The 21,324-nt window shown below is 70.3% G+C and carries 17 protein-coding genes and 1 pseudogene; 5 read left to right on the top strand and 13 right to left on the bottom strand.

All coding sequences use genetic code 11. The annotated features are described in order from the left end of the window. Positions 1 to 21 precede the first annotated feature (21 nt). From CES90_RS23975 to CES90_RS23965, 3 genes are read right to left on the bottom strand one after another with little or no spacing between them, the layout of a single operon-like run. Entirely contained in the window at positions 22 to 759 is a 738-nt protein-coding gene (locus CES90_RS23975; protein ID WP_189783253.1) for an NADH-quinone oxidoreductase subunit C, read from the bottom strand. Then, entirely contained in the window at positions 756 to 1,310 is a 555-nt protein-coding gene (locus tag CES90_RS23970; protein ID WP_003998928.1) for a NuoB/complex I 20 kDa subunit family protein, read from the bottom strand. Before CES90_RS23970 ends, CES90_RS23975 begins: the two co-directional genes overlap by 4 nt. 14 nt (positions 1,311 to 1,324) lie before the next feature. Then, on the bottom strand, positions 1,325 to 1,684 hold the full coding sequence (locus CES90_RS23965) for an NADH-quinone oxidoreductase subunit A (RefSeq protein WP_007383963.1): 360 nt from the start codon (positions 1,682 to 1,684) through the stop codon (positions 1,325 to 1,327). 717 nt (positions 1,685 to 2,401) lie between these two features. On the opposite strand from CES90_RS23965, the gene CES90_RS23960 reads away from it, so the two are divergent. Beyond that, positions 2,402 to 3,223, top strand: coding sequence for a C40 family peptidase (locus CES90_RS23960; protein WP_189783254.1), 822 nt, complete (start codon positions 2,402 to 2,404; stop codon positions 3,221 to 3,223). A 106-nt stretch (positions 3,224 to 3,329) separates the two neighbouring features. Here the strand turns inward: CES90_RS23960 and CES90_RS23955 are convergent. Then, positions 3,330 to 5,238, bottom strand: a pseudogene (locus tag CES90_RS23955) (hydroxysqualene dehydroxylase). A gap of 104 nt (positions 5,239 to 5,342) precedes the next feature. Next, the gene (locus CES90_RS23950) at positions 5,343 to 6,647 is read right to left on the bottom strand and encodes a geranylgeranyl reductase family protein (protein WP_189783255.1); all 1,305 of its coding nucleotides are present in this window, start codon (positions 6,645 to 6,647) and stop codon (positions 5,343 to 5,345) included. 157 nt (positions 6,648 to 6,804) lie between these two features. Between CES90_RS23950 and CES90_RS23945 the strand changes: the two genes are divergently transcribed. Then, a complete protein-coding gene (locus tag CES90_RS23945; RefSeq protein WP_189783256.1) occupies positions 6,805 to 7,311 on the top strand; it encodes a GNAT family N-acetyltransferase in 507 nt (168 codons plus the stop codon). 108 nt (positions 7,312 to 7,419) lie between these two features. Beyond that, positions 7,420 to 7,743 (top strand): PASTA domain-containing protein, encoded by a 324-nt coding sequence (locus CES90_RS23940; protein ID WP_189783257.1) that lies wholly within the window; start codon positions 7,420 to 7,422, stop codon positions 7,741 to 7,743. A 160-nt stretch (positions 7,744 to 7,903) separates the two neighbouring features. Here the strand turns inward: CES90_RS23940 and CES90_RS23935 are convergent, their stop codons facing one another. From CES90_RS23935 to CES90_RS23905, 7 genes are all read right to left on the bottom strand, one after another. Further along, entirely contained in the window at positions 7,904 to 9,796 is a 1,893-nt protein-coding gene (locus CES90_RS23935) for a zinc ribbon domain-containing protein (protein ID WP_189783407.1), read from the bottom strand. Positions 9,797 to 9,925: 129 nt separating this feature from the next. Next, positions 9,926 to 10,624, bottom strand: coding sequence for a demethylmenaquinone methyltransferase (locus CES90_RS23930; protein ID WP_149826040.1), 699 nt, complete (start codon positions 10,622 to 10,624; stop codon positions 9,926 to 9,928). Between the two features lie 322 nt (positions 10,625 to 10,946). Then, positions 10,947 to 11,396 carry a hypothetical protein gene (locus tag CES90_RS23925; RefSeq protein WP_189783258.1) on the bottom strand — a complete coding sequence of 150 codons (450 nt, stop codon included), beginning with the start codon at positions 11,394 to 11,396 and terminating at the stop codon, positions 10,947 to 10,949. A gap of 14 nt (positions 11,397 to 11,410) precedes the next feature. Then, entirely contained in the window at positions 11,411 to 12,610 is a 1,200-nt protein-coding gene (gene mqnC / locus CES90_RS23920) for a cyclic dehypoxanthinyl futalosine synthase (RefSeq protein ID WP_189783259.1), read from the bottom strand. A gap of 71 nt (positions 12,611 to 12,681) precedes the next feature. Next, positions 12,682 to 13,449: a prepilin peptidase gene (locus CES90_RS23915; protein ID WP_189783260.1), complete on the bottom strand. Its 768-nt coding sequence runs from the start codon at positions 13,447 to 13,449 to the stop codon at positions 12,682 to 12,684. Between the two features lie 65 nt (positions 13,450 to 13,514). Beyond that, on the bottom strand, positions 13,515 to 15,212 hold the full coding sequence (locus CES90_RS23910; protein WP_189783261.1) for a serine/threonine-protein kinase: 1,698 nt from the start codon (positions 15,210 to 15,212) through the stop codon (positions 13,515 to 13,517). A 180-nt stretch (positions 15,213 to 15,392) separates the two neighbouring features. Continuing rightward, on the bottom strand, positions 15,393 to 16,238 hold the full coding sequence (locus tag CES90_RS23905) for a menaquinone biosynthetic enzyme MqnA/MqnD family protein (RefSeq protein ID WP_189783262.1): 846 nt from the start codon (positions 16,236 to 16,238) through the stop codon (positions 15,393 to 15,395). Between the two features lie 321 nt (positions 16,239 to 16,559). On the opposite strand from CES90_RS23905, the gene CES90_RS23900 reads away from it, so the two are divergent. Continuing rightward, positions 16,560 to 16,763, top strand: a complete 204-nt coding sequence (locus CES90_RS23900; RefSeq protein WP_003992177.1) for a cold-shock protein — start codon at positions 16,560 to 16,562, stop codon at positions 16,761 to 16,763. Between the two features lie 613 nt (positions 16,764 to 17,376). On the opposite strand, the gene CES90_RS23895 is transcribed toward CES90_RS23900, so the two are convergent. Continuing rightward, positions 17,377 to 18,156, bottom strand: a complete 780-nt coding sequence (locus CES90_RS23895) for a hypothetical protein (protein ID WP_229913832.1) — start codon at positions 18,154 to 18,156, stop codon at positions 17,377 to 17,379. 363 nt (positions 18,157 to 18,519) lie between these two features. Between CES90_RS23895 and CES90_RS23885 the strand changes: the two genes are divergently transcribed. After that, positions 18,520 to 21,306 carry a helix-turn-helix transcriptional regulator gene (locus CES90_RS23885; RefSeq protein WP_229913833.1) on the top strand — a complete coding sequence of 929 codons (2,787 nt, stop codon included), beginning with the start codon at positions 18,520 to 18,522 and terminating at the stop codon, positions 21,304 to 21,306. Positions 21,307 to 21,324 lie beyond the last annotated feature (18 nt).

The following is a 21,324-nucleotide window of genomic DNA, read 5'->3' as shown; positions in this document are numbered from 1 at the left end:
GGTCGGGCGACGGGCGGGCGCTCATGAGTACGACCTCCGCTGGTCCGGAGCCGGGATCTGGGCGCCCTTGTACTCGACGGGGATGCCGCCGAGGGGGTAGTCCTTGCGCTGCGGGAAGCCCTGCCAGTCGTCCGGCATCATGATCCGCGTCAGCGCGGGGTGGCCGTCGAAGACGATGCCGAAGAAGTCGTACGTCTCGCGCTCGTGCCAGTCGTTGGTCGGATAGACGGGGACGAGCGACGGGATGTGCGGGTCGGCGTCGGGGGCGGAGACGTCCAGGCGGATCAGCCGGTTGTGGGTGATCGAGCGCAGGTGGTAGACGGCGTGCAGCTCGCGGCCCTTGTCGCCGGGGTAGTGGACGCCGGAGACACCGGTGCACAGTTCGAAGCGGAGGGCCGGGTCGTCGCGGAGGGTCTGGGCGACGCGGAGCAGGTACTCGCGCTCGATGTGGAAGGTGAGCTCGCCTCGGTCGACGACCGTCTTGTCGATGACGTTCTCGGGGACCAGGCCCTGTTCCTCCAGGGCGCCCTCCAGTTCGTCGGCGACCTCGTCGAACCAGCCGCCGTAGGGGCGGGTGGCCGCACCCGGAAGCCGGATCGAGCGGACGAGGCCGCCGTAGCCGGAGGTGTCGCCGCCGTTGTCGGCGCCGAACATGCCGCGCTGGACGCGGATCTCCTCGCCGCCCTCGCCGCGCTGGCCGGGGAGGTTGGAGGCACCGAGGTCCTTCTCGGGGTTGACGCCGTTGTTGGTGTCGCTCATCGCAGCAGCCCCTTCATCTCGATGGTGGGGAGCGCCTTGAGCGCGGCTTCTTCGGCCTCGCGGGCCGCTTCCTCGGCGTTCACGCCGAGCTTGGAGGTCTGGATCTTCTGGTGGAGCTTGAGGATCGCGTCCATCAGCATCTCCGGCCGTGGCGGGCAGCCGGGGAGATAGATGTCGACCGGGACGATGTGGTCGACGCCCTGGACGATCGCGTAGTTGTTGAACATGCCGCCGGACGATGCGCAGACCCCCATGGAGATCACCCACTTCGGGTTCGGCATCTGGTCGTAGACCTGCCGCAGGACCGGCGCCATCTTCTGGCTGACCCGGCCGGCCACGATCATCAGGTCCGCCTGGCGCGGCGATCCGCGGAACACCTCCATGCCGAAGCGCGCCAGGTCGTAGCGGCCCGCGCCCGTCGTCATCATCTCGATGGCGCAACAGGCGAGGCCGAAGGTGGCGGGGAAGACGGACGCCTTGCGTACCCAGCCCGCGGCCTGCTCGACGGTGGTCAGCAGGAAACCGCTCGGCAGTTTTTCTTCGAGTCCCATGGCTTAAAGGCCCCTCAGTCCCATTCCAGGCCGCCGCGCCGCCAGACGTACGCGTAGGCGACGAAGACGGTGAGCACGAAGAGCAGCATCTCCACGAGCCCGAAAACACCCAGGGCGTCGAACGTGACGGCCCAGGGGTAGAGGAAGACGATCTCGATGTCGAAGACGATGAAGAGCATCGCCGTCAGGTAGTACTTGATGGGGAAACGCCCGCCGCCGGCCGGCGTGGGGGTCGGCTCGATTCCGCACTCGTAGGCCTCGAGCTTGGCCCGGTTGTAGCGCTTCGGGCCGATCAGCGTGGCCATGACCACGGAGAAGATCGCAAAGCCTGCCCCGAGGGCTCCCAGTACGAGGATGGGCGCATACGCGTTCACCGCTCCTCGCTCCTCTCAGTCGGCACTGACTGCTGGCGGATTGCGTGGACCGGCACTCCTGCCCCACCTGTCCCACGAGCCCCGCTGGTCCCCGGCGAAGATCGCGAACATGTGAAGCAGGTCACAAGCCCAACTGTCGTGCATCTTATGCCTGCGGGTCTGTGATCTGCGACACGGGGTACGGCACCGAGTTTGTGATCTCTACCACCTGACGAAGGATCATGAAGCCGGATGAGCGACGATCTTCGTACACGAAGCGTCAGAGTGATCATCAGAAGTGACATTTTCACTCGTTATCGCAGGTCACGAGAGGCGTCTCAATACCAAGAGAGTTCCGCTGCATGCAAATTGGTGCTGGACGGGACCACTTGATAGTGGCCCGCATTCACACATCAGAGGGGGATCCTGTGACCGATGTGGACGCGTGCACGCATTCACGAGCGTCGAACGAGGGCGGCCACACGCGAGACGCGGCCGGATCGGTGACCGTTCCGTGACCTGCGCCACACCGGAGTGAGATCAAATCAACCGGGCTTGGCCACTCGCCGCAATCAATGGTAAGCACAGGGCAATTCGGACGAAATCACGAAAGCGCATGATCACAGGCTTGATCGAGCGTGTCCGCAATGCCCGTTATGGCGTCAAGTAAAGAGTGACGCACAGGGAATTTGCGGCCTCCGTTGAACAACTGTGGCGCAGGACACGTTTCTTGAAGGTATGGAGCAGCCCCTGGTACCGCTTGTACCCATGTCCCACACCGCTCACATACGCAGCCACCGGAAGCCCCGCCGTAACGCGCCTTCGATCGCGGTGCGTGCCGGAGTCGCCGGTGGCGTCCTCAGCACCGCGGCAGTGGCCGGTGCGTCAGCGCAGGCGTTCGCCGCGGAGCCGGTGACGCAGACGCTCGAACTGCCCACCCTTACGGCCGACCTGGCCACGCAGGCCGCGCAGTCCGCCGACGCCACGCAGCAGATGGCGGCCGGCTACCAACTGCAGGCCGAGCGTGAGGCGGCCGCCGAAGAGGCAGCCAAGCAGGCCGAGAAGGACCTGGCCAAGGCGAAGAAGGAGGAGGCCCGTAAGAAGGCCGCCGCCGAGGCCGAGCGGAAGGCCGCCGCCGAGCGCGCCTCGCGGGACAGTGAGCGGACCACCCTCACGTCCACCGACACCACCACCGCGCCCGCCAGCGGCAGCGTCGGTACCGTCATCAGCTTCCTCAAGGCGCAGCTCGGCGACGCGTACGTCCTGGGCGCCGCCGGCCCCGACGCGTGGGACTGCTCCTCGCTGGTCCAGGCCGCGTTCAAGCAGGTCGGCGTGGACCTCCCCCGGGTCTCGCAGGACCAGTCGATGGTCGGCACCGAGGTCTCGCTGTCCAACCTCCAGGTCGGCGACATCCTGTACTGGGGCTCCAAGGGCTCCGCGTACCACGTGGGTGTCTACATCGGTAACGGCCAGTACCTCGACGCGGCGAACCCCTCCAAGGGCGTCGTCATCCAGGACCTCTCCGGCTACCCGGCGACGGGTGCGGTGCGCGTGCTCTGACCCGCGCGGTCACACAGGCGCCTTTCGGAGGGCCGCTCTCCCGTTCGGGGACAGTGGCCCTCCGTGCTGCCCGCAAAGAGGGCCACAGCGGCCTCACAGGGCGTCCTCAGCCCAGATCGAAGGTGTTCGGCAGGCCCAGCCGGTAGCGGGTCTCGTCGACGCGTTTCAGGGGCTCCATCTCCGGGGGCCTGTAGAGCTCCTTGATCTCACAGCGCTCGGCGTCCGAATTGTCTGCGTCGAGCAGTGCGTTGACGGCCAGACGCGCGGACTCGTTGGCGCCCTCCATCGTCGCCAGGTCCACATCGGTGCGGACGTAGTCGCCCGCGAGAAAGAAGTTCGGTACGGCCGTGCGTGCCGTGGGGCGGTTGTAGAGCGTGCCCGTGGGGTGGATCAGGAGCTGTTCGCGGTTCTGTGGGTCGGGGCCGCCGAGGCCGGTCACCGCCGGGTCCATGAACCAGCCGAGGCGGTCGTCGTCGGTGAGCGTGGTCTTGCCGGAGTCGTTGAGAGCGTCCTTGAGTTGCGCCCAGCACTCGGCGACGACCTCCTCGCGCGTGCACTCCCGGGCCGTCTTGCCGTACAGGATTCCTGGTTTGTCCCACTCCGAGATGATGGCCGAGAGGCAGTCCCGGGCGCGGCCATCGCCGTAGTCGGCCGGAAAGTCCCGCCCGTCCCAGAACTGGGCCTGGCCGATGGCGGTGACCGACCAGGGTGAGTCGAGGCAGTTGATGTGGCCGTGCACCACGGGGGTGGGGGTGCGCAAGTAGAACATGATGCCGACCATCCAGTCCGTCTCCAGCGCGTCGCAGCGGGCGAGCTGCGGGTCGGCGGCGCGCAGGGCCGGGCCCCAGGTGGGGCGGGCGTGTTCGACGGGCAGGGCGGAGACGTAGTGGTCGGCCGTGATGGTGCGTACGGCCCCGCCGTCCCGGTCGGAGACGCGTACGCCGGTGACGCGGCCGGACTCGTACACCACTTCCCGCGCCTGGGTGCCGGTCACGAACTCGACGCCCAGGGCACGGAGGTGGGTGACCCAGGGGTCGATCCAGGCCTCGCTGGTGGGGGCGTTGAGGACACGGTCGACATCGGCGTCGGGGCCGTCCATGCCCCGGCCGAGCAGGCCCCACAGGAGGAGGGCCTCGACGATGATCCGGCCGACCATGGGGGTACCTCCCGCTCGAGCGAAGCCGAGAGTGGGGGAGGGTGGAGGCGACCTCGGCGCGGGTGGCGACGAGGTTGCGGGTCTGGCCGATGCCGAGGACGGTCCGGTACTCCTCGCTCATCTGCCCGGCCCGGATGAACTCCCACCAGCTGGTCTTCTCCCACTCGTCCTCGCGGCGGGCGTCGCAGCTGGTGAGGTGGATGAGGAGGCGGTTCGCGAAGTAGGCGACCTCGTGGGCGGGGAGGCGGGTGCCGAGGTCGAGGGCGGAGAGGATCTGGTCGCGGATCCAGGACGGGGTGATGTCGCCGGGGGCGGGTGGGGTGGTGGCCCGGCGGAGCGGGAAGTGCAGGTCGGGGCGGCCGCCGGAGCGGGCGAAGAGGGCCTCGGTGCCGCTGCGGAGGTTGCCGCGAACACCGTCGGCGTTGCCCGGGAAGGGGATGCGGCGCATGGTGTCCGGCAGGTTCCGGTAGAAGCCGGGAAAGAAGCGGAAGCCGTGTTCGCCGGGGAGGGGTTTGCGTCCGCCCTCCGCCGTGCCGGGGACGTCCATCGAGCGGGCCTTGCCGCCGAGGGCGTCGTAGTACTCGTAGACGGTGACGGTGTAGCCGCGTTCGGCGAGTTCGTGGGCGGCGCTGAGGCCGGAGACTCCGCCGCCGAGGACAGCGACACGTTTGCCCGCGGCTGCCGGGGAGGCGTGCGCGGGAGCGGAGGTTCCTAAGGCGAGGCCGACGGCGGTCGCCGCTCCCGAGGCTCCCGCGGCCGCGAGGAAATGTCTGCGGGTGTGGCCGGAGCCGGCGGTGTCACCCGTGGCGCCGGACTGCTCCCGGGGGTGCACCGAGGCGGGTAGGCGTTCTGTTGTCATGGGCACGGGAGGGTAAGGAGGTGCGTGAGGGGACGGAAGGTCACGCCCCGCTCACGCACAGCATCCTCACACCGCGCTCGTCAACACCCCTTACGGCCGTAGGACTACGCCTTCGGTGCGACCTTGGAGAGGCCGTTGATGATGCGATCCATCGCGTCGCCGCCGGTGGGGTCGGTGAGGTTGGCGAGGAGCTTGAGGGTGAACTTCATCAGCAACGGGTGGGTGAGGCCGCGCTGGGTGGCCAGCTTCATGATCTTGGGGTTGCCGATGAGCTTCACGAAGGCGCGGCCCATCGTGTAGTAGCCACCGTAGGTGTCCTTGAGGACCTGGGGGTAGCGCTGGAGGGCGAGTTCACGCTGACCGGGGGTGGCGCGGGCGTGGGCCTGGACGATGACGTCGGCGGCGATCTGGCCGGACTCCATGGCGTAGGCGATGCCCTCGCCGTTGAAGGGGTTGACCAGGCCACCGGCGTCGCCGACGAGGAGGAGGCCCTTGGTGTAGTGCGGCTGGCGGTTGAAGGCCATGGGGAGGGCGGCGCCGCGGATCGGGCCGGTCATGTTCTCGGGGGTGTAGCCCCACTCCTCGGGCATGGAGGCGCACCAGGCCTTCAGGACCTCGCGCCAGTCCAGTTCCTTGAAGGAGTCGGAGGTGTTGAGGACGCCCAGGCCGACGTTGGAGGTGCCGTCGCCCATGCCGAAGATCCAGCCGTAGCCGGGGAGGAGGCGGTCTTCGCCCGGGCCCCGCTTGTCCCACAGTTCCAGCCAGGACTCCAGGTAGTCGTCGTCGTGGCGCGGGGAGGTGAAGTACGTGCGGACGGCGACGCCCATCGGGCGGTCCTCGCGGCGGTGCAGGCCCATCGCGAGGGAGAGGCGGGTGGAGTTGCCGTCGGCGGCCACGACGAGCGGCGCGTGGAAGGTGACCTCGCGCTTCTCGCCCGAGTCGGGGTCGCCGAGCTTGGCCGTGACACCTGTGATGCGGCCCGTGCGGTCGTCGATGACCGGGCCGCTGACGTTGCAGTTCTCGTGGAGGCGGGCGCCGGCCTTCTGGGCCTGGCGGGCGAGCTGCTCGTCGAAGTCGTCGCGTTTGCGGACGAGTCCGTAGTCCGGGTAGGAGGCGAGTTCCGGCCAGTCGAGCTGGAGGCGGACGCCGCCGCCAATGATCCGCAGCCCTTTGTTGCGGAGCCAGCCCGCCTCCTCCGAGATGTCGATGCCCATCGACACGAGCTGCTTGGTGGCGCGGGGTGTGAGTCCGTCGCCGCAGACCTTCTCCCTCGGGAAGCTGGTCTTCTCCAGGAGCAGCACGTCGAGCCCGGCCTTCGCCAGGTAGTACGCGGTGGTGGAACCGGCTGGTCCGGCCCCGACGACGATCACATCGGCGGTGTGTTCGGTAAGGGGCTGGGGCTCGGTCACGACGGGTTCTCCCCAAGAGGTAGTGGGAACGAGGTAGTTGAAACGCGGAAACCTGCTGGAAGACCAGAAACTGGAAGACCAGAAAACATGTGCCGACAGGCGTCGGACATGGGCAGTCTATTCAGCGGTACCGATCACCGGCTGAAGGGCTGCCCCTGTGAACCGAGCTCTGCCCGACGTACGGCTGCGCGTCCCCACCGACGAGGACGCCTTCACGTGGCACCGGATCTTCGACGATCCCGACGTCATGGAGTTCCATGGCGGCAGGTCCGCCGAGCTGTCCGTCTACGAGGAGCTCACCGCGCGCCAGCGGCGTCACGACGCCGAGTACGGGTTCTGTCTGTGGACCATGCTCGACGAGGAGGGACGGGCCATCGGCTTCACCGGCGCCCAGCCGTGGCCCCGGGAGTGGGGTCCCACGGGCGAGATCGAGATCGGCTGGCGGCTGGCCCGCGAGCACTGGGGCAAGGGGTACGTGACCGCTGCCGCGATGCTGACCCTGGAGCGGGTGCGCGCGGCGGGCATCGGCAGCGTCGTCGCCATGGTCAACGCCCGGAACGAGCGGTCCATTGCCGTCACCCGGCGGCTGGGCATGGAGCTGGCGGAGACGTACACGACGCCTGTCTCGCAGCAGCTGGGGCACTGTTATCGGCTGGCGTTGTAGCGCGAAGTCGTCACCCAGAGTAGCAATTTGACGCAGATCGCCACTCAGAGCTTCCGGATGGGTGTGTTTGGTGGTTACCCTTCCGATACCGCTGGGGGGTGAACGTCTGTGCGCCTGACACCCAAGTCGTTCGAAGTGCGTGTGCCACGGCTCGTCGGGCTGATGGCCGTGGACGCGCGTGAGGCGGCCGAGGCGAGTGGGGTCCAGCTGGCCGCCGGTGATCGGGCCGACTTCGAGCTCGCCGTCGTGGACTACGTCGTACGGCAGTACCCTCCGCCGGGTGTTGAGGTGCCGCGGGGGGCTGTGGTGACCGTGTGGTTCGAGTTGGGTGACGAGGGTGGGGGTGTGCGGGAGCCTCGGCGGGGTGGGCCTCCGCCCGGGTTGCGCAGGGAGTTGGAGGAGCCGGGGGATCCGTTTGCGGTTCTCCGGTAGGGCGGTGGTGTGCGGGGCTGCGTCTGGGGTGGGATTGCTGCGCCGTTGCAGGGTGCGGGTTCGTTGTGGTTGATCGCGCCCACGCGGCGCAGCCGCATATCGATACGGCCCCGCGCCCCTGAAGGAGCGCGGGTGTTGGCCTGCGACTATCAGGCGCCCTCTATTTCTGCCAGAGCAATACCGCTGCCGCTCCGCCTCCTCCGATGACGAATGCCGCCGTGATCGTGATCGTCCACACCAGCGTTCGACTGCGGGGCTTGGGGGTTTCGGTGGGCGGTAGCTGGTGGCCCAGTTCGACCACGGGGATCTCGTACGACGGGGCCGGGGATGAAGGGTGGGGTGGCATCGCCGGGATCGGGGCCGGGATCACGGCCGTGCGTGCGCCGGTCATCTGGACCAGGTAGGGCGCCAGGAAGGCCGCGCCGAAGGTCCAGAGGAGGGCGAAGAGGAGGGTTTCGGGGATGTTGAGGCCGGCGTCCACCTGGCCTGCGGCGGAGAGTTCGCTGCCGAGGTTGCTCGTGGCGGAGCCGGAGGTTTCCATCGTGACGCCGCCGATGCCGGCGAGGAGCAGGAACAGGCCGAAGAAGATGCCGGCCGCGAGGAGTTGCTCGCCTCGGCCCGAGGAGCGGCGGGCCGCGAGGATGCCGAGGGTGAGGGCACAGACGGCGCCCAGTGCCAACGCGCCCACGACCGCCCAGGAGTTGACGGCGTCGCCCAGTTCGGAGAGCCCGAAGGCCTCGCGCTCGTAGCCGCCGTACGGGCCGGATTCCACCAGTCCGTAGTCGCCGGACGAGTCGCTTCCGTACGACGTGTCGTCGCCGTACCGCGAGCGGCCCACCTCTCCCTCGAAGGAGGCGCCCCAGGAGATGCCGAGGATGTTGACGGCGATGTTCGGGAGGAGGAGCAGGGCGATCAGGAGGGGGTTGACGTCCTCCTCCCAGTCGGACTTCCACTCGCTGTCCGAGGCGAGGACGATGAGGGCGACGAGTGAGCAGAGGGCGAGGACGATCGCCAGGGCGCGTACGGCGGTGCCGGTCGCCCGGAACAGGGTCTGGGGGCCGGGGCGGACGGCCAGCCAGGCGGCCAGGTCGTCGCGTTGCAGCAGCGCGCCCGAGACGGCGGCGGTGAGCAGCAGCGCGCCCAGTGCCGCGAGCCAGGGGGAGGTCGAGACCTCGGCGAGGGCGACGGTGGGCTGGGCGAACAGCCCGAGCAGCAGTACGGCGACGGTCACCAGCAGCGTGACCCGTACGGCCGCTTCGAGCCCGGCGGTACGGCCGGTGCCGGCGCCGACACCGGTTCCTCCCCCACCACCCCACGTGCCTCCGGTGGCGACACCGGGGTACGCGGCCCGCGTGGCCAGGCGCGTACGCAGTTGCCGTACGCCGATGAAGAGGGCCCCGATGAACAGAGCGGTCACCGTGAGCGGGACGAGGGAGAGGGTGAAGGCGGCCTCCGCGGCCTGGATGTCGCTGGAGTAGTCGGGGTTGATCTCCGAGACCTCGAGGCCGCCGCCGAGGCCCTGGAGGAGGGCGGCGAGGGCGATGCCCATGCGGTCGCCGAAGCCGACGAGGTCCTCGTCGCCCTGGCCGTAGTCGGGGATGGCCAGGGCGATGGCGGCGCCGAGCAGCAGTCCGACCGGCCAGAGCGCGGCCAGTGCGGATCCGGCCCAGTCGCCCCGGAAGGCCCGGCCGAAGAAGGCGCCCAGAGGTGAAGGGCGGGCGGGGACGGGGGCGTACAGGGGAGGAGGGGGCGGCGGACCGACGGGCGGTGCCATGGTCGGCGGGGTGCCGGGGGGCATCGACGGTAGGGGGCCGGGTGGTGCCGACGGAGGGACGCCGGGTGCCGTCGCGAAGGGCGCGCCGGGCGGGACCGACGGCGGACCGGTGGGTAGGGCGGTGGGCGGGGCGGACGGTGGCGGGGCAGGCGGCGGAGCGGTGTTGGGGGTAGGCGGTGTCTCGGGCTGTGCTGCCGCCACACGCTCGCGCCCGCACTTCATGCAGAAGCGTGCCTCGTCGGGAGCGGGTGTCCCGCAGTGCGGGCAGTACGACGCCATGGAACGCTCCGTCATCCAGAAAACTCGTGCCGTAATCAGACGTATTCAACGGACGGTGTTTTCTGTTGACCGGTTCCCGTCAATCAGGTGCCCTTTCGGACATCCCCCTCTCGGGTGAACCTTGAGGCCCTACGAGTGGCTCTTGAACCCCCGGTGCAGCGCGACGACGCCACCCGAGAGGTTCCGCCAGGCGACCTTGTCCCATCCGGCCTCACGCAGGCGTTCGGCGAGGCCGGACTGGTCGGGCCAGGCGCGGATGGACTCGGCGAGGTAGACGTACGCCTCCGGGTTCGACGACACCGCGCGGGCGACCGGCGGCAGGGCGCGCATCAGGTACTCGGTGTAGACGGTCCGGAACGGCGTCCACGTCGGGTGCGAGAACTCGCAGATCACGACCCGGCCGCCGGGCTTGGTCACCCGGTGCATCTCGCGCAGCGCGGCGTCCGTGTCCTGCACGTTCCTCAGGCCGAAGGAGATGGTCACCGCGTCGAAGGTGTCGTCCTTGAACGGCAGCCTCGTCGCGTCGCCCGCGGTGAACGGCAGCCAGGAGGTGCGCTCCTTGCCGACCTGGAGCATGCCGAGGGAGAAGTCGCACGGCACGACGTACGCGCCGGTCTGGGCGAAGGGCAGCGAGGAGGTGCCCGTGCCGGCCGCCAGGTCCAGAACCTTCTGCGCGGGGCGGGCATCCACCGCCCGCGCGACCTCCTTGCGCCAGCGGCGGTCCTGTCCGAGGGACAGCACGTCGTTGGTCAGGTCGTACCGTTTCGCCACTCGGTCGAACATCGAGGCGACTTCGTGCGGCTGCTTGTCCAGGGATGCGCGTGTCACGGGGTCATTGTGGCAGTACGGGCCGCGCGCACAGGCGGCGCCCGGCCCGTACGGAGTCACGGTCCGGGCCGTACGCCGTCACGGTCCAGGCCGTACGCCGTCACGGTCCAGGCCGTACGGAGTCACGGTCCGGGCCGTACGCCGTCACGGTCCAGGCCGTACGCCGTCACGGCAACGGCTTCGGCTTCTTCTTCTCCGCCACGTCCTCCACCCACCCGCGGAGCGGATGAGCTCGGTCGGTTCTGTTGTCTGCGGGCTGCGGGTCGGATGTGGCTGGTCGCGCCCCGCGGCGGAGCCGCAGATGTCACACCCCCGCGCCCCTTCAGTGCCGCCGGTGGACAAGGCGCCCCGCGCACACCGTGGCCATGCACACGCCGGACTCATCGAAGACGGCCAGGTCGGCGCGGCCCATCTCGGTGATCGCCGTGAGGCGAGTGCGACGGAGTACGACGACGTCGTTCCGTTCGGCGGCCGCGCGGAGTTCAGGGGTGGCCGCGTATTCCTCAAGTACCGCGACCGCCCCCGACTTCAGCACCGCGTGGATGCGTTCGCGGGGTGTCGGCGCGTCCGGCAGCGGGCCCTCGTGGACGCGGGCGGGCCCCAGGACACCGGGCCACCGGCGCACGCGGGCGCCCGGAAACTGCCGCTGGACCTCCGTCAGCGGCCCCACGGCATGGACCCGGATGCCCTGCACCGCGACGGCGCCGTCCTTGATCGGCTCCGGGTCGTCCCACGTGTACCGCACCTCGTCGGCGGCATGAATCGTCAGCATGCGAGCTGTGCGCCCTAGTTGGTGCTCAGCAGCTTCAGCTCGGGGTGGGCCGTGCCGCCCTCGATCGCCGTGGACGAGATGTGGGACATGACGCGCTCGTCGACCGGGTCGTTCGCCGGGTCGTCGTGGACGACGATGTGCTCGTAGGTGGTGCTGCGCTGGGCGGGGACGCGGCCCGCCTTCCTGATCAGGTCGATGATCTCCAGGCGGTTGGAGCGGTGCTTGGCGCCGGCGGAGGAGACCACGTTCTCCTCCAGCATGATCGAGCCGAGGTCGTCCGCGCCGTAGTGCAGGGAGAGCTGGCCGACCTCCTTGCCGGTGGTGAGCCAGGAGCCCTGGATGTGGGCGATGTTGTCCATGAAGAGGCGGGCGATGGCGATCATGCGCAGGTACTCGAAGATCGTGGCCTGCGTACGGCCCTTGAGGTGGTTGTTCTCGGGCTGGTACGTGTACGGGATGAAGGCCCGGAAGCCACCCGTCCGGTCCTGTACGTCACGGATCATGCGCAGGTGCTCGATGCGCTCGGCGTTGGTCTCGCCGGTGCCCATGAGCATCGTGGAGGTGGACTCGACGCCCAGGTTGTGCGCGGCCTCCATGATCTCCAGCCAGCGCTCGCCGGACTCCTTGAGGGGCGCGATGGCCTTGCGGGGGCGGGCCGGGAGCAGCTCGGCGCCGGCGCCGGCGAAGGAGTCCAGACCGGCGGCGTGGATGCGCTGGATGGCCTCCTCCACGCTCACCTTGGAGATACGGGCCATGTGCTCGACCTCGGACGCGCCGAGGGAGTGGATGACCAGCTGCGGGAACTCCTTCTTGATGGCGGCGAAGTGCTTCTCGTAGTACTCCACCCCGTAGTCCGGGTGGTGTCCGCCCTGGAACATGACCTGCGTACCGCCCAGTTCGACGGTCTCCGCGCAGCGGCGCAGGATGTCGTCGAGGTCGCGCGTCCAGCCCTTGTCCTTGGCCTTCGGCGGGGCGTAGAACGCGCAGAACTTGCACGCCGTCACGCAGACGTTCGTGTAGTTGATGTTCCGCTCGATGATGTACGTCGCGATGTGCTCCGTGCCCGCGTACCGCCGCCTGCGTACGGCGTCGGCGGCCGCGCCCAGCGCGTGCAGCGGCGCGTCGCGGTAGAGGTCGAGCGCCTCTTCCGGCGTGATCCGCCCACCCTCGGCGGCACGGTCGAGAACGGACTGGAGGTCGGCCTTCTCGGTCACCGGGAGCGTCCCTTTCGTAAGGGGTGTGGACAGACCGCACCAGCCTACGCCAGGCCTTGGATCCCCCGACGTCAGGCCGCGTGCGCCTCCAGCAGCAGCCCCACGTATGCCCCCGCGATCATGAACGGGCCCAGTGCGACCAGCTGCCGGCGCCTGGCCCGCCCCCGGAACGCGGCCACCAGCGTGTATCCGCTGCCGATGAGCGCACCGGCGAACGTGCCGACGTACAGCGCGCCCCAGCCGTACCAGCCGAGGGCCGCGCCGAGCCCGAGGGCCAGTTTCACGTCGCCGAAGCCGAGGGCGAGGGGGCGGATGAGGAAGAAGACGAAGTACAGGCCGCCGAGGGCGAGCGCGCCGTACGCCGCCGTACGCCACTGGCCCGCGTGCTCGGGTATGAACGCCACCGCCCCCAGCAGGACGAGTGCCAGGCCCGCGAACGGCAGGGTCAGCGGGTCCGGGAGCCGCTGCGCCCTGACGTCCACCAGGGTGAGCAGCACGCCGAGCGGGGCGAGGAGCAGCCAGACCGCGAGTTCGGGGCGGGTGCCGGTGGCGAGGGCGAGGGTGGCACACACCAGGGCGGTCACCAGGGCGACCGTGCGGGTGCTGGGGCCGTAGACGCATCCCGGGCCCGGGTCGCCGGGGCGGTCGGCGCATCGAGCGGGGCCGAGCCAGCCGCGTGCGACACCGGTGATCCGGTGCCCGGCGGGGCACTCGTCCTGCCAGGGCTCCTCCTCGTCGACCGCGAAACGGTACGCGGGCCGGGGCAGCAGCGTGCCCGCTCCCGCGCCCCACGACGCGGCGGCCACCGTCAGCCCGATCAACCAGAGGTCGAGATCCACGCGGCCACCCTATGAGCCGGGGTCCCCTGCCTCACGTGCTTCACGTGCTTCACCTTCTACTTCTTCTACTTCACCTTCGCCAGCCGGGCCTTCGGGTCACCCGCGTCCGCGTTGTCGGACGTGTACTGGAGCTCGTCGCCGACCGGGGTGAGCGTGATCTCGTGCGTGTTCTTGGTGCACGTCTTGGGGTTGTTCTTCGTATCGGCGATGCTCGTCGCGACGATCTGCTCCCCTGCGACCTCTTTGAGGACGAGCTTGTCGTCACAGGTGCCGCCGATGAGGTCGACCGAGCGGAAGGTGCCCAACTCCTCCCCCTCCTCGGCCTGTCGCAGGGTGACCGTGAAGGTCCCGGCGGGAAGGTTGCCGTCCAGCGCGTAGGCGTCGCCCTCCCAGGTGCCGAGAAGCTTCTGAGGCACCGGACCGCCCGATCCTGGCTGCGACGAGCTGGTCGGGCTGGCGCTCGCCATCGGCCCGGAATCGTACGAATCACCGCCGCCGGCGGCGGAGTCGTCCTCGCCCCGCACCATCCCGAACACGAACACCGACCCCACGCTGACCGCTGCGAACGCCCCCGCGACCGCCAGGGCGATCGAACAACTCACCTTGCGGCCACGCCCGTTCGCCTCGGTCGTTGACGCCGCGGCCACGCTCAGGGAGAGCTTGCCCGGCGGGGAGGGTGGCGCGGTGTCCTGTACAGCGGCGTCAACACGCTGGCCCGGTACGTGCGTGGCGGGTGCCTGCGACATGACCGGTGGCGGCCCGAACACCCCGCTGACGGCGAGGGCTTCGGCCTTCTCCGAAGGGGCCGACTCCCCCACCGACGGACTGCTGAACCCCACCGGCCCCGAGGCCGGCGACGCCCCCTCCACCGCCTCCAGGTTGAGCAGTTGGACCGCGCTGCGGCCGACCTGCTCCACCAGCGGGCCCGGCAGCCATCCGGCCGCCACCAGGCGGGCGGCGCCGTCGGGGGCCAGGGTGCGGGCGACCTCGTCGGGGGACGGTCGGGCGGCGGGCTCCTTCGAGAGGCAGCGTTCGACGAGTTCGCGCAGCTCGCCCTCCACGCCCTCCAGTTGGGGCTCTTCGTGGACGACCTTGTAGAGGAGGGCGGCGGAGGAGTCGCCGGGGAACGGGGACTGGCCGGTCGCGGCGTACGCGAGGACCGCGCCGAGGGAGAAGACGTCGGCCGCGCCGGTGACGCCCTTGCCGAGGATCTGCTCGGGGGACATGTAGCCGGGGGAACCGATGGAGACGCCCGTCGAGGTCAGGGACGCCGTACCGTCCGTCGCGCGAGCGATACCGAAGTCGATGAGGAGGGGGCCGTCGACGGTCAGCAGGACGTTCGAGGGTTTCACGTCGCGGTGAACCAGGCCCAGCGCGTGCACGGCGGAGAGCGCCTCCGCGAGACCGGCGCCCAACACCCGTACGGAGTGCGGGGGCAGCGATCCGCTGTCCGCGACGGCCGCGGCGAGGGAGGGGCCGGCCGCGTAACCGGTCGCCACCCAGGGGACGGAGGCCTCCGGGTCCGCGTCGAGGACGGGGGCCGTCCAGGCTCCGCCCACCCGCCGGGCGGCCTCCACCTCACGCCGGAAGCGGGCGCGGAACTCCTCGTCGAGCGCGAAGTGCGGGTGCACGACCTTGACCGCGACGGTACGGCCGCCCGCGCTGCGGCCCAGATACACCCGGCCCATCCCGCCGGAGCCGAGCCGGCCGAGCAGCCGGTAGGGCCCCATGACGGTGGGTTCGCCGACGTCGAGCGGTTGCATGACCGCACTCCTCCCCCGTACTGCCGACCCCGTAGTACCGACTTCTCCACGACACGACTCCCCAGCAGCGTAGTGCCGTACGCCCGAAGGGGAATACGAACGACCGCCACGCCTTCCACAGAACCCGGAATTCGTCAAACGAATTTCCGGCGACATATGGAAAGCGTCCGAGAGAAATGTTCAGGAAAGGAGATCGACCTTCACGTCCGCCGGAAATCCCGTCGTCGGGCCGACGCGCCGCGCGAACTCGGCGACCGCGGCGAGCTGGGGCGCACCGAAGCGGAAGTCGAGGGTGGTGAAGTACCGCTCCAGGACCCGCTCGTCGAAGGCCTCCCAGCGGGCCGCCTGCTCGGCGACCTTGTCCACCTCGGTCAGGGAGAGGTCCCGGGAGGCCAGGAACGCCTCGTGGACCTGGCGCGTGACCTCGGGCTCCCGCTCCAGGTAGTCCCGCCGCACCGCCCACACCGCGAAGACGAACGGCAGCCCCGTCCACGCCTTCCACAGGGCGCCCAGATCGTGTACTTCGAGCCCGAACCTCGGTCCGTCGTGCAGGTTGGCCCGCAGCGCCGCGTCGCCGATCAGGACGGCCGCCTCGGCCTCCTGCATCATCAGCGAGAGGTCGGGCGGGCACGTGTAGTACGACGGCCGTACGCCGACGCTCTCGGCCAGCAGCAGCTGCGCGAGGCGTACGGACGTGCGCGAGGTGGAGCCGAGGGCGACGCGTGCGCCGTCCAGGCGTTCGAGTGGGCCCTGCGAGACGATGACGCAGGACATCACCGGCCCGTCGCAGCCGACCGCGATGTCGGGGAAGGCGACCAGGTCATCGGCGTGCCGGAGGAACTCGACGAGGGTGATGGGCCCGATGTCGAGGTCCCCGTGCACCAGCTTCTCGCTGAGCTTCTCCGGGGTGTCCTTGGTCAGCTCGAAGTCGAGGAGCGTGCCCGTTCTCGCGAGCCCCCAGTAGAGGGGCAGGCAGTTCAGGAACTGGATGTGGCCCACGCGCGGCCGGGTGCGAGAAATGTCCACATCGCGAGACTAGACCTCTTGGAGTACGGTGCGGGGTCCGGGGCCCTGGGCGAGGGCTTCGAGGCCACAGCGCGGCGGTGTCAACCCGGCGCCACGATCACTCAAACATCCGGGTGACGTGATCTTGCTCTCTATTGCTTTCCCCTGCCCGCGTGCTAGGCTCGCCGCAAGTTGCAGTTTGGTTTCCCTTGCAGTACAGAGCCTGCGGAGCATGTGACCGCGGGCTCTCGTCGTTTTCAGACGTATGCAGTTGTGCGGCATCTTGTTTTCACACTTGCAGGGTTCTGGAGCAGGGCAACCCTTTGGGCCCAAGGAGGGCTTATGGCTACCGGAACCGTGAAGTGGTTCAACGCCGAAAAGGGCTTTGGCTTCATCGCCCAGGAAGGCGGCGGCCCCGACGTCTTCGTTCACTACTCCGCCATCAACGCGAGCGGCTTCCGTTCGCTGGAGGAGAACCAGCAGGTCTCCTTCGACGTGACCCAGGGCCCGAAGGGCCCGCAGGCGGAGAACGTCACCCCCGTCTGATCTGAGGGATGCCCCTCTGACGACGTCTGAGAGCAGTACCCAAGGAGCCCCACGCCTTCCGGCGCAGGGGCTCCTGCCTTTTGCCTGCGGCACCCCCGGAGAAGGGGTTGGCAACTGCTCGCCGAGGAGTGCGTATAAGACCGCTTTAACTCGATCGTGTGATGGTCGGCTTCCTGGCTCGCGGCGCCCTGGGCCGTCCGGGTTAAACGTGGCCGTGCGATCTGGGACGCCGGATATGGCGCCGGCGTGCGGGGCCCCCGCTCCACCAGAGAGATGGTTCGGGGCCTCCCCGTCGCCTCTGGCCGTACCCAACTGGCCAGGTCGCACAGGGCAGTGTCCATAGCGGCCTCCGGCCGCGGGGGCCTGCCGGGATCGGACCACGCACAGGATGCGTGTCGCCGCCCCGGGGTTGAGTACGCCGGGGACCTGGGGGTCCACCCGGACGAAGTCTGGGGGAGCGCTCAAGACCGTTCGGGGCGTGCGGCTGAGTCGGACTCACTCCGGCTCAGCCTTCAGGAACGGTGGCTGCGATGCGTTCGTCCGCAAGGTCGTGATGGGTCGCGACCAGCCACGACGCAGCCGCAGCCGCAGCACCGGCCCTCCAGCGGAGCGCCTACGTGGCCGCCAGTGCCTCCAGCACCTGTCGCACCCGGAAGCCCGAGTCGAGGTCGGGGTCCAGGCCCTGCGCCCGCAGGAGGGCGGTGAGGGAGGCCTGGACCACCTCGGCTCCCTCGGGGGAAACGCGTTTGGAGACTTCCAGCCACTCCAGCGTGGGATCGGCGGCGCGGCCCAGAGTCCAGCGCTCCAGTGTGACCTCGTGGTGGTCGAGGCGTACGCCGTGCCAGCGGACCGTGTGGACGGGGCCGAGGATGTTCAGGGAGCCGAAGCCGAAGGTGATGTCGGCGCAGTCGGCGAGGAAGGCGCGCTGGCGGTCGGAGAAGACGAGTTCCAGGGGCTGGGCGCCGGTGGCGGCGGCCTCCACCGCCGTACGGCCGCAGTCGGAGACGAGGGCGGCGGACAGGACCCGGCGGTCGCCGGACCAGGCGTCCGCGAGGTGGAAGGAGTCCGGTCCCTGCTCCCGGAAGCGCAGCCATCGTTCCGAGAGCCGGGACCGGCGACAGGGCCACAGTTCCGCCGTCGCGGCCCCACCTCGCCCGCTCCCCGCCCGTAGGCGCAGGATCAACCCCGCATCCAGAAGCGGCAGTTGTCCTGGCGCCGTGGAGCGGGCGAGGGCCTCACAGAAGTAGACGCGGCGCCGGGCTCCCCCGATGTCCGGCGCCAGCGCCCGGGTCGCGGCGGCCGCGCCCGCACCCGAGAACGTCACCTTGATGTCGACCGAGTCGAGCCGGTCGGACCCTGAGGTGAGATCCCCGCGTTCCACGGATGCCGGCATGGGCCGTCCCCCTAGTTCCGCGACCTGGTTCATTCCCCGTGTTTCCCTGTTCCCCCGTGTTTCCCTGTTCCCCCGTGTTTCCCTGTTCCCCCGTGTTTCCCTGTTCCCCCGTGTTTCCCTGTTCCCCCGTGTTTCCCTGTTCCCCCGTGTTTCCCTGTTCCCCCGTGCTTCCGGGTTCCCGTGATTCCCTGTTCCCCTTGTTTGTTCCGCGAGACCATTGAAGGCCCGTGCGGGGCCGCCGCGCTTCCGGGAAGTCCCTACATCTCCCCACAACTCCCTCGGCATGCGACCTTCTTGGCCCGCCCTGATGGGGGCATGATGAGCGGGCGGGGCGAGCACGCTCGGGCACCAGGAGGTGGCGCATTGTCACGGGAACTCGTCGGCCGGGAGAGGGAACGCCGGCTGATGGACGACCTGCTCGTGGCGGGAGGTGCTGGTGGGGCGGCACTGCTCCTGTGGGGCGAGCCCGGCATCGGCAAGACGGCCCTGCTGGACTACGCGGCGGAGCGGGCGGCGGCCGGAACGTCGGGCGCGGCGCCCGCCACGGTGCTGCGGGCGCGAGGCATCGAGACCGAGACCGTACTTCCGTTCGCCACCCTGGGCGACCTCCTCATGCCCCATTCGTCCCTTTTCAGGGAACTCCCCGGAGCCCAGCGTGCCGCCCTGGAGTCCTGCCTGGCGTTGAGCGGCGACTCGGCGGACCCGCCCGGCAACCCGTACGCCGCCTGCATGGGCGCCCTGAACGTGCTGGCCACCCTCGGCGAGGAGCGCCCGGTCGTCGTCCTGGTCGACGACCTGCACTGGGTGGACCCGTCCTCCCAGCGCGTCCTGCTCTTCGTCGCCCGCCGGCTGTCCAGCGAACGCGTCGCCCTCGCCCTCGGGTCCAGGCAGGACCACGGCGAGTCGGGGCCGCGGCGCGGCATTTCCACGGTGCAGGTGGGCGGGTTGGCGCCGGAGGAGTGCGCCACCCTCCTCGCCGGCCGCGTGGCCCCGGGCGTCCTCTCCGACCTCGTACGCATCAGCGGCGGGAACCCCCTCGCCCTGTGGGAGATCGCGAGCGGGCTGTCGGACGAACAGGCGCGGGGCGAGCGGCCGTTGCTCGATCCGCCCTCCCTCGGGAGCCATCTGGAGCGTGCCTGGGCGACCCGTATCGACGGACTGCCGGACCCCGCCCGCCGGGCCCTCGTCGTCCTGGCCGCCAGCCGGTCGACGGCGGCGGGCCCGTTGCGGAAGGCGCTGGAGGCGGCCGGGCTCTCGCTCGACGCGCTCTCCCCCGCCGAGGAGGACGGGCTGATCACGACCACCGCCGACGGGCTGGACTTCCACCACCCGGTGCTGCGCGCGCTGGTGCTGGGCCGCGCCCCGCTCGCCCACCGTTTCGCCGCGTTCCACGCGCTGGCCGAGGTGAGCACGGGCCCGTTGCACGCCTGGTACCGGGCGTCAGCGACCCCCGGCCCCGACGAGGAGGCCGCCGCCGCGCTCGCCGACGCCGCGCTGGAGGCCCGCCGCCGCAATGCCTTCGGCGAGTCCGCCCTGGCCTGGCGCCGCGCCGCCGAACTGACCCCCGACCCCGCCCCCCGCGCCGACCGCCTCCACCACGCCGCCTCCGACGCCCTGCTCAGCGGCTCCCCGGCGGGCCCGCAGTGGTGCGAGGAGGCCCTGCGCATCACCCCGGACCCGGCGATGCGCGCCGCCATCCAGGGCCTGCTGGGCCGTATGTACACCTGGAAGGGCGAGACCGCCCAGGCGTACGGCCTCCTCATGAACGCCGCCGAATCCGTACGCGACACCGATCCCGCCCGCGCCTGTCTGCTGCTGGCGGAGGCGACGGCCGCGGCCCGCCTGGACGGCCACGTCCCCGCGGCCGTACGGGTGGCGGAGGAATCCCTGGCCCTCGCCTCGCCCTCCGGCCCCGAACGCTGGTACAGCCTCACCCTCCTCGGCGCCGCCCTCGTCATGAACGGCCGCACCGCCGAGGGCCGCGAGATGCTGGAGGCCGCCGACCGCCACGGAACCGGCGGCGACCCCGTCCGCGACCAGCAGGTGTACGCGATCGCCGGGCAGGCGTGGAGCCGCGCGGAGGAGTTCGTACGGGGCCGTCGGCTGCTGAACACCGCGGTCGAGTCGGCGCGGCAGCACAGCGCGGTGGGCGTGCTGGGCTTCACGCTCGCGGTACGGGGCGAGTTGGAGACCCGTATCGGCCAATGGGCGTCCGCGCGCGGTGACCTGACGGAGGCGCTGCGCTGGGCGGAGGAGCTGGGCCAGCTGACCTGTGTGAGTTACGCGCTCTACTGCCTGGCCCGGCTGGAAGCCCTGCGCGGCGACCGCGTGGAGTGCGAGGAGCATGTGGCGCGGGCCCGGCGGGAGTGCGGGGCGTACGGGATCGGCTGCCAGGAGTTCCACATGACGGCGGTGCTGGGTCTGTCGGCCCTGGCGTACGGGGACCACGACGCGGCGGCCGACCAGTTGGAGCAGACGTTCTCACTGGCGCGCGAGCAGGGCATCGGGAACCCGGAGGTCGTCCCGTTCGCGGCGGACCTGGCCGAGGCCCACGTACGGGCCGGGAACGCGGCGCGGGCCGGTGAGGTGGTGACGTGGCTGGAGGAGCGGGCCCTGGAGACGGGCCTCGCCTCGGCGGAGGCCGCGGCCGCTCGCGTACGGGGGTTGCTGGCGGGGACGCCGGAGGAGGCGGAGGCGTGCTTCGGGGCGGCGTTGCAGGCTCACCAGCGGACGACGGGCCCCTTCGACTGGGCCCGCACGCTGCTGTGCGAGGCGGAGGTGCTGCGCCGCTACCGCCGCCCCGGCGCCGCCCGCGCGCCCCTCGCCTCCGCTCTCGCCTGCTTCGAACGGTTGGGCGCGGTGCCGTGGGCCCGCCGGGCGGCGAGCGAACTGGCCGCCGCCGGGGGGATGCTGAACACCGGGCAGTCCACCGGCGGCGGTATGGGAGGGGTCCTTGACCAGCTGACACCGCAGGAGTTCCAGGTGTCGCGGGCCATCGCACGGGGGCTCAACAACACGGAGGCGGCGGCGTCGTTGTTCGTGTCGCGGAAGACGGTGGAGGCCCATCTCACCCGTATCTACCGGAAGTTGCAGGTACGGTCGCGGACGGATCTGACGAGGCTGCTGACGGCGGCGGATCTGGTGGACTGAGGGGGGGGCTGAGGGGGG

It is taken from the genome of Streptomyces capitiformicae, from assembly GCF_002214185.1.
GTDB lineage: Bacteria > Actinomycetota > Actinomycetes > Streptomycetales > Streptomycetaceae > Streptomyces > Streptomyces capitiformicae.
The sequence above is the reverse complement of the archived record's forward strand: the minus strand, read 5'-3'. Positions and strand labels throughout refer to the sequence as shown.

What these genes read in the sequence shown, in the direction of transcription:
- CES90_RS23975 (WP_189783253.1), bottom strand. Translation starts at nt 759, where the DNA reads ATGAGCGACACCAACAACGGCGTCAACCCCGAGAAGGACCTCGGTGCC.
- CES90_RS23970 (WP_003998928.1), bottom strand. Translation starts at nt 1,310, where the DNA reads ATGGGACTCGAAGAAAAACTGCCGAGCGGTTTCCTGCTGACCACCGTC.
- CES90_RS23960 (WP_189783254.1), top strand. Translation starts at nt 2,402, where the DNA reads ATGGAGCAGCCCCTGGTACCGCTTGTACCCATGTCCCACACCGCTCAC.
- CES90_RS23935 (WP_189783407.1), bottom strand. Translation starts at nt 9,796, where the DNA reads ATGGCGTCGTACTGCCCGCACTGCGGGACACCCGCTCCCGACGAGGCA.
- CES90_RS23925 (WP_189783258.1), bottom strand. Translation starts at nt 11,396, where the DNA reads ATGCTGACGATTCATGCCGCCGACGAGGTGCGGTACACGTGGGACGAC.
- CES90_RS23910 (WP_189783261.1), bottom strand. Translation starts at nt 15,212, where the DNA reads ATGCAACCGCTCGACGTCGGCGAACCCACCGTCATGGGGCCCTACCGG.
- CES90_RS23900 (WP_003992177.1), top strand. Translation starts at nt 16,560, where the DNA reads ATGGCTACCGGAACCGTGAAGTGGTTCAACGCCGAAAAGGGCTTTGGC.
- CES90_RS23895 (WP_229913832.1), bottom strand. Translation starts at nt 18,156, where the DNA reads ATGCCGGCATCCGTGGAACGCGGGGATCTCACCTCAGGGTCCGACCGG.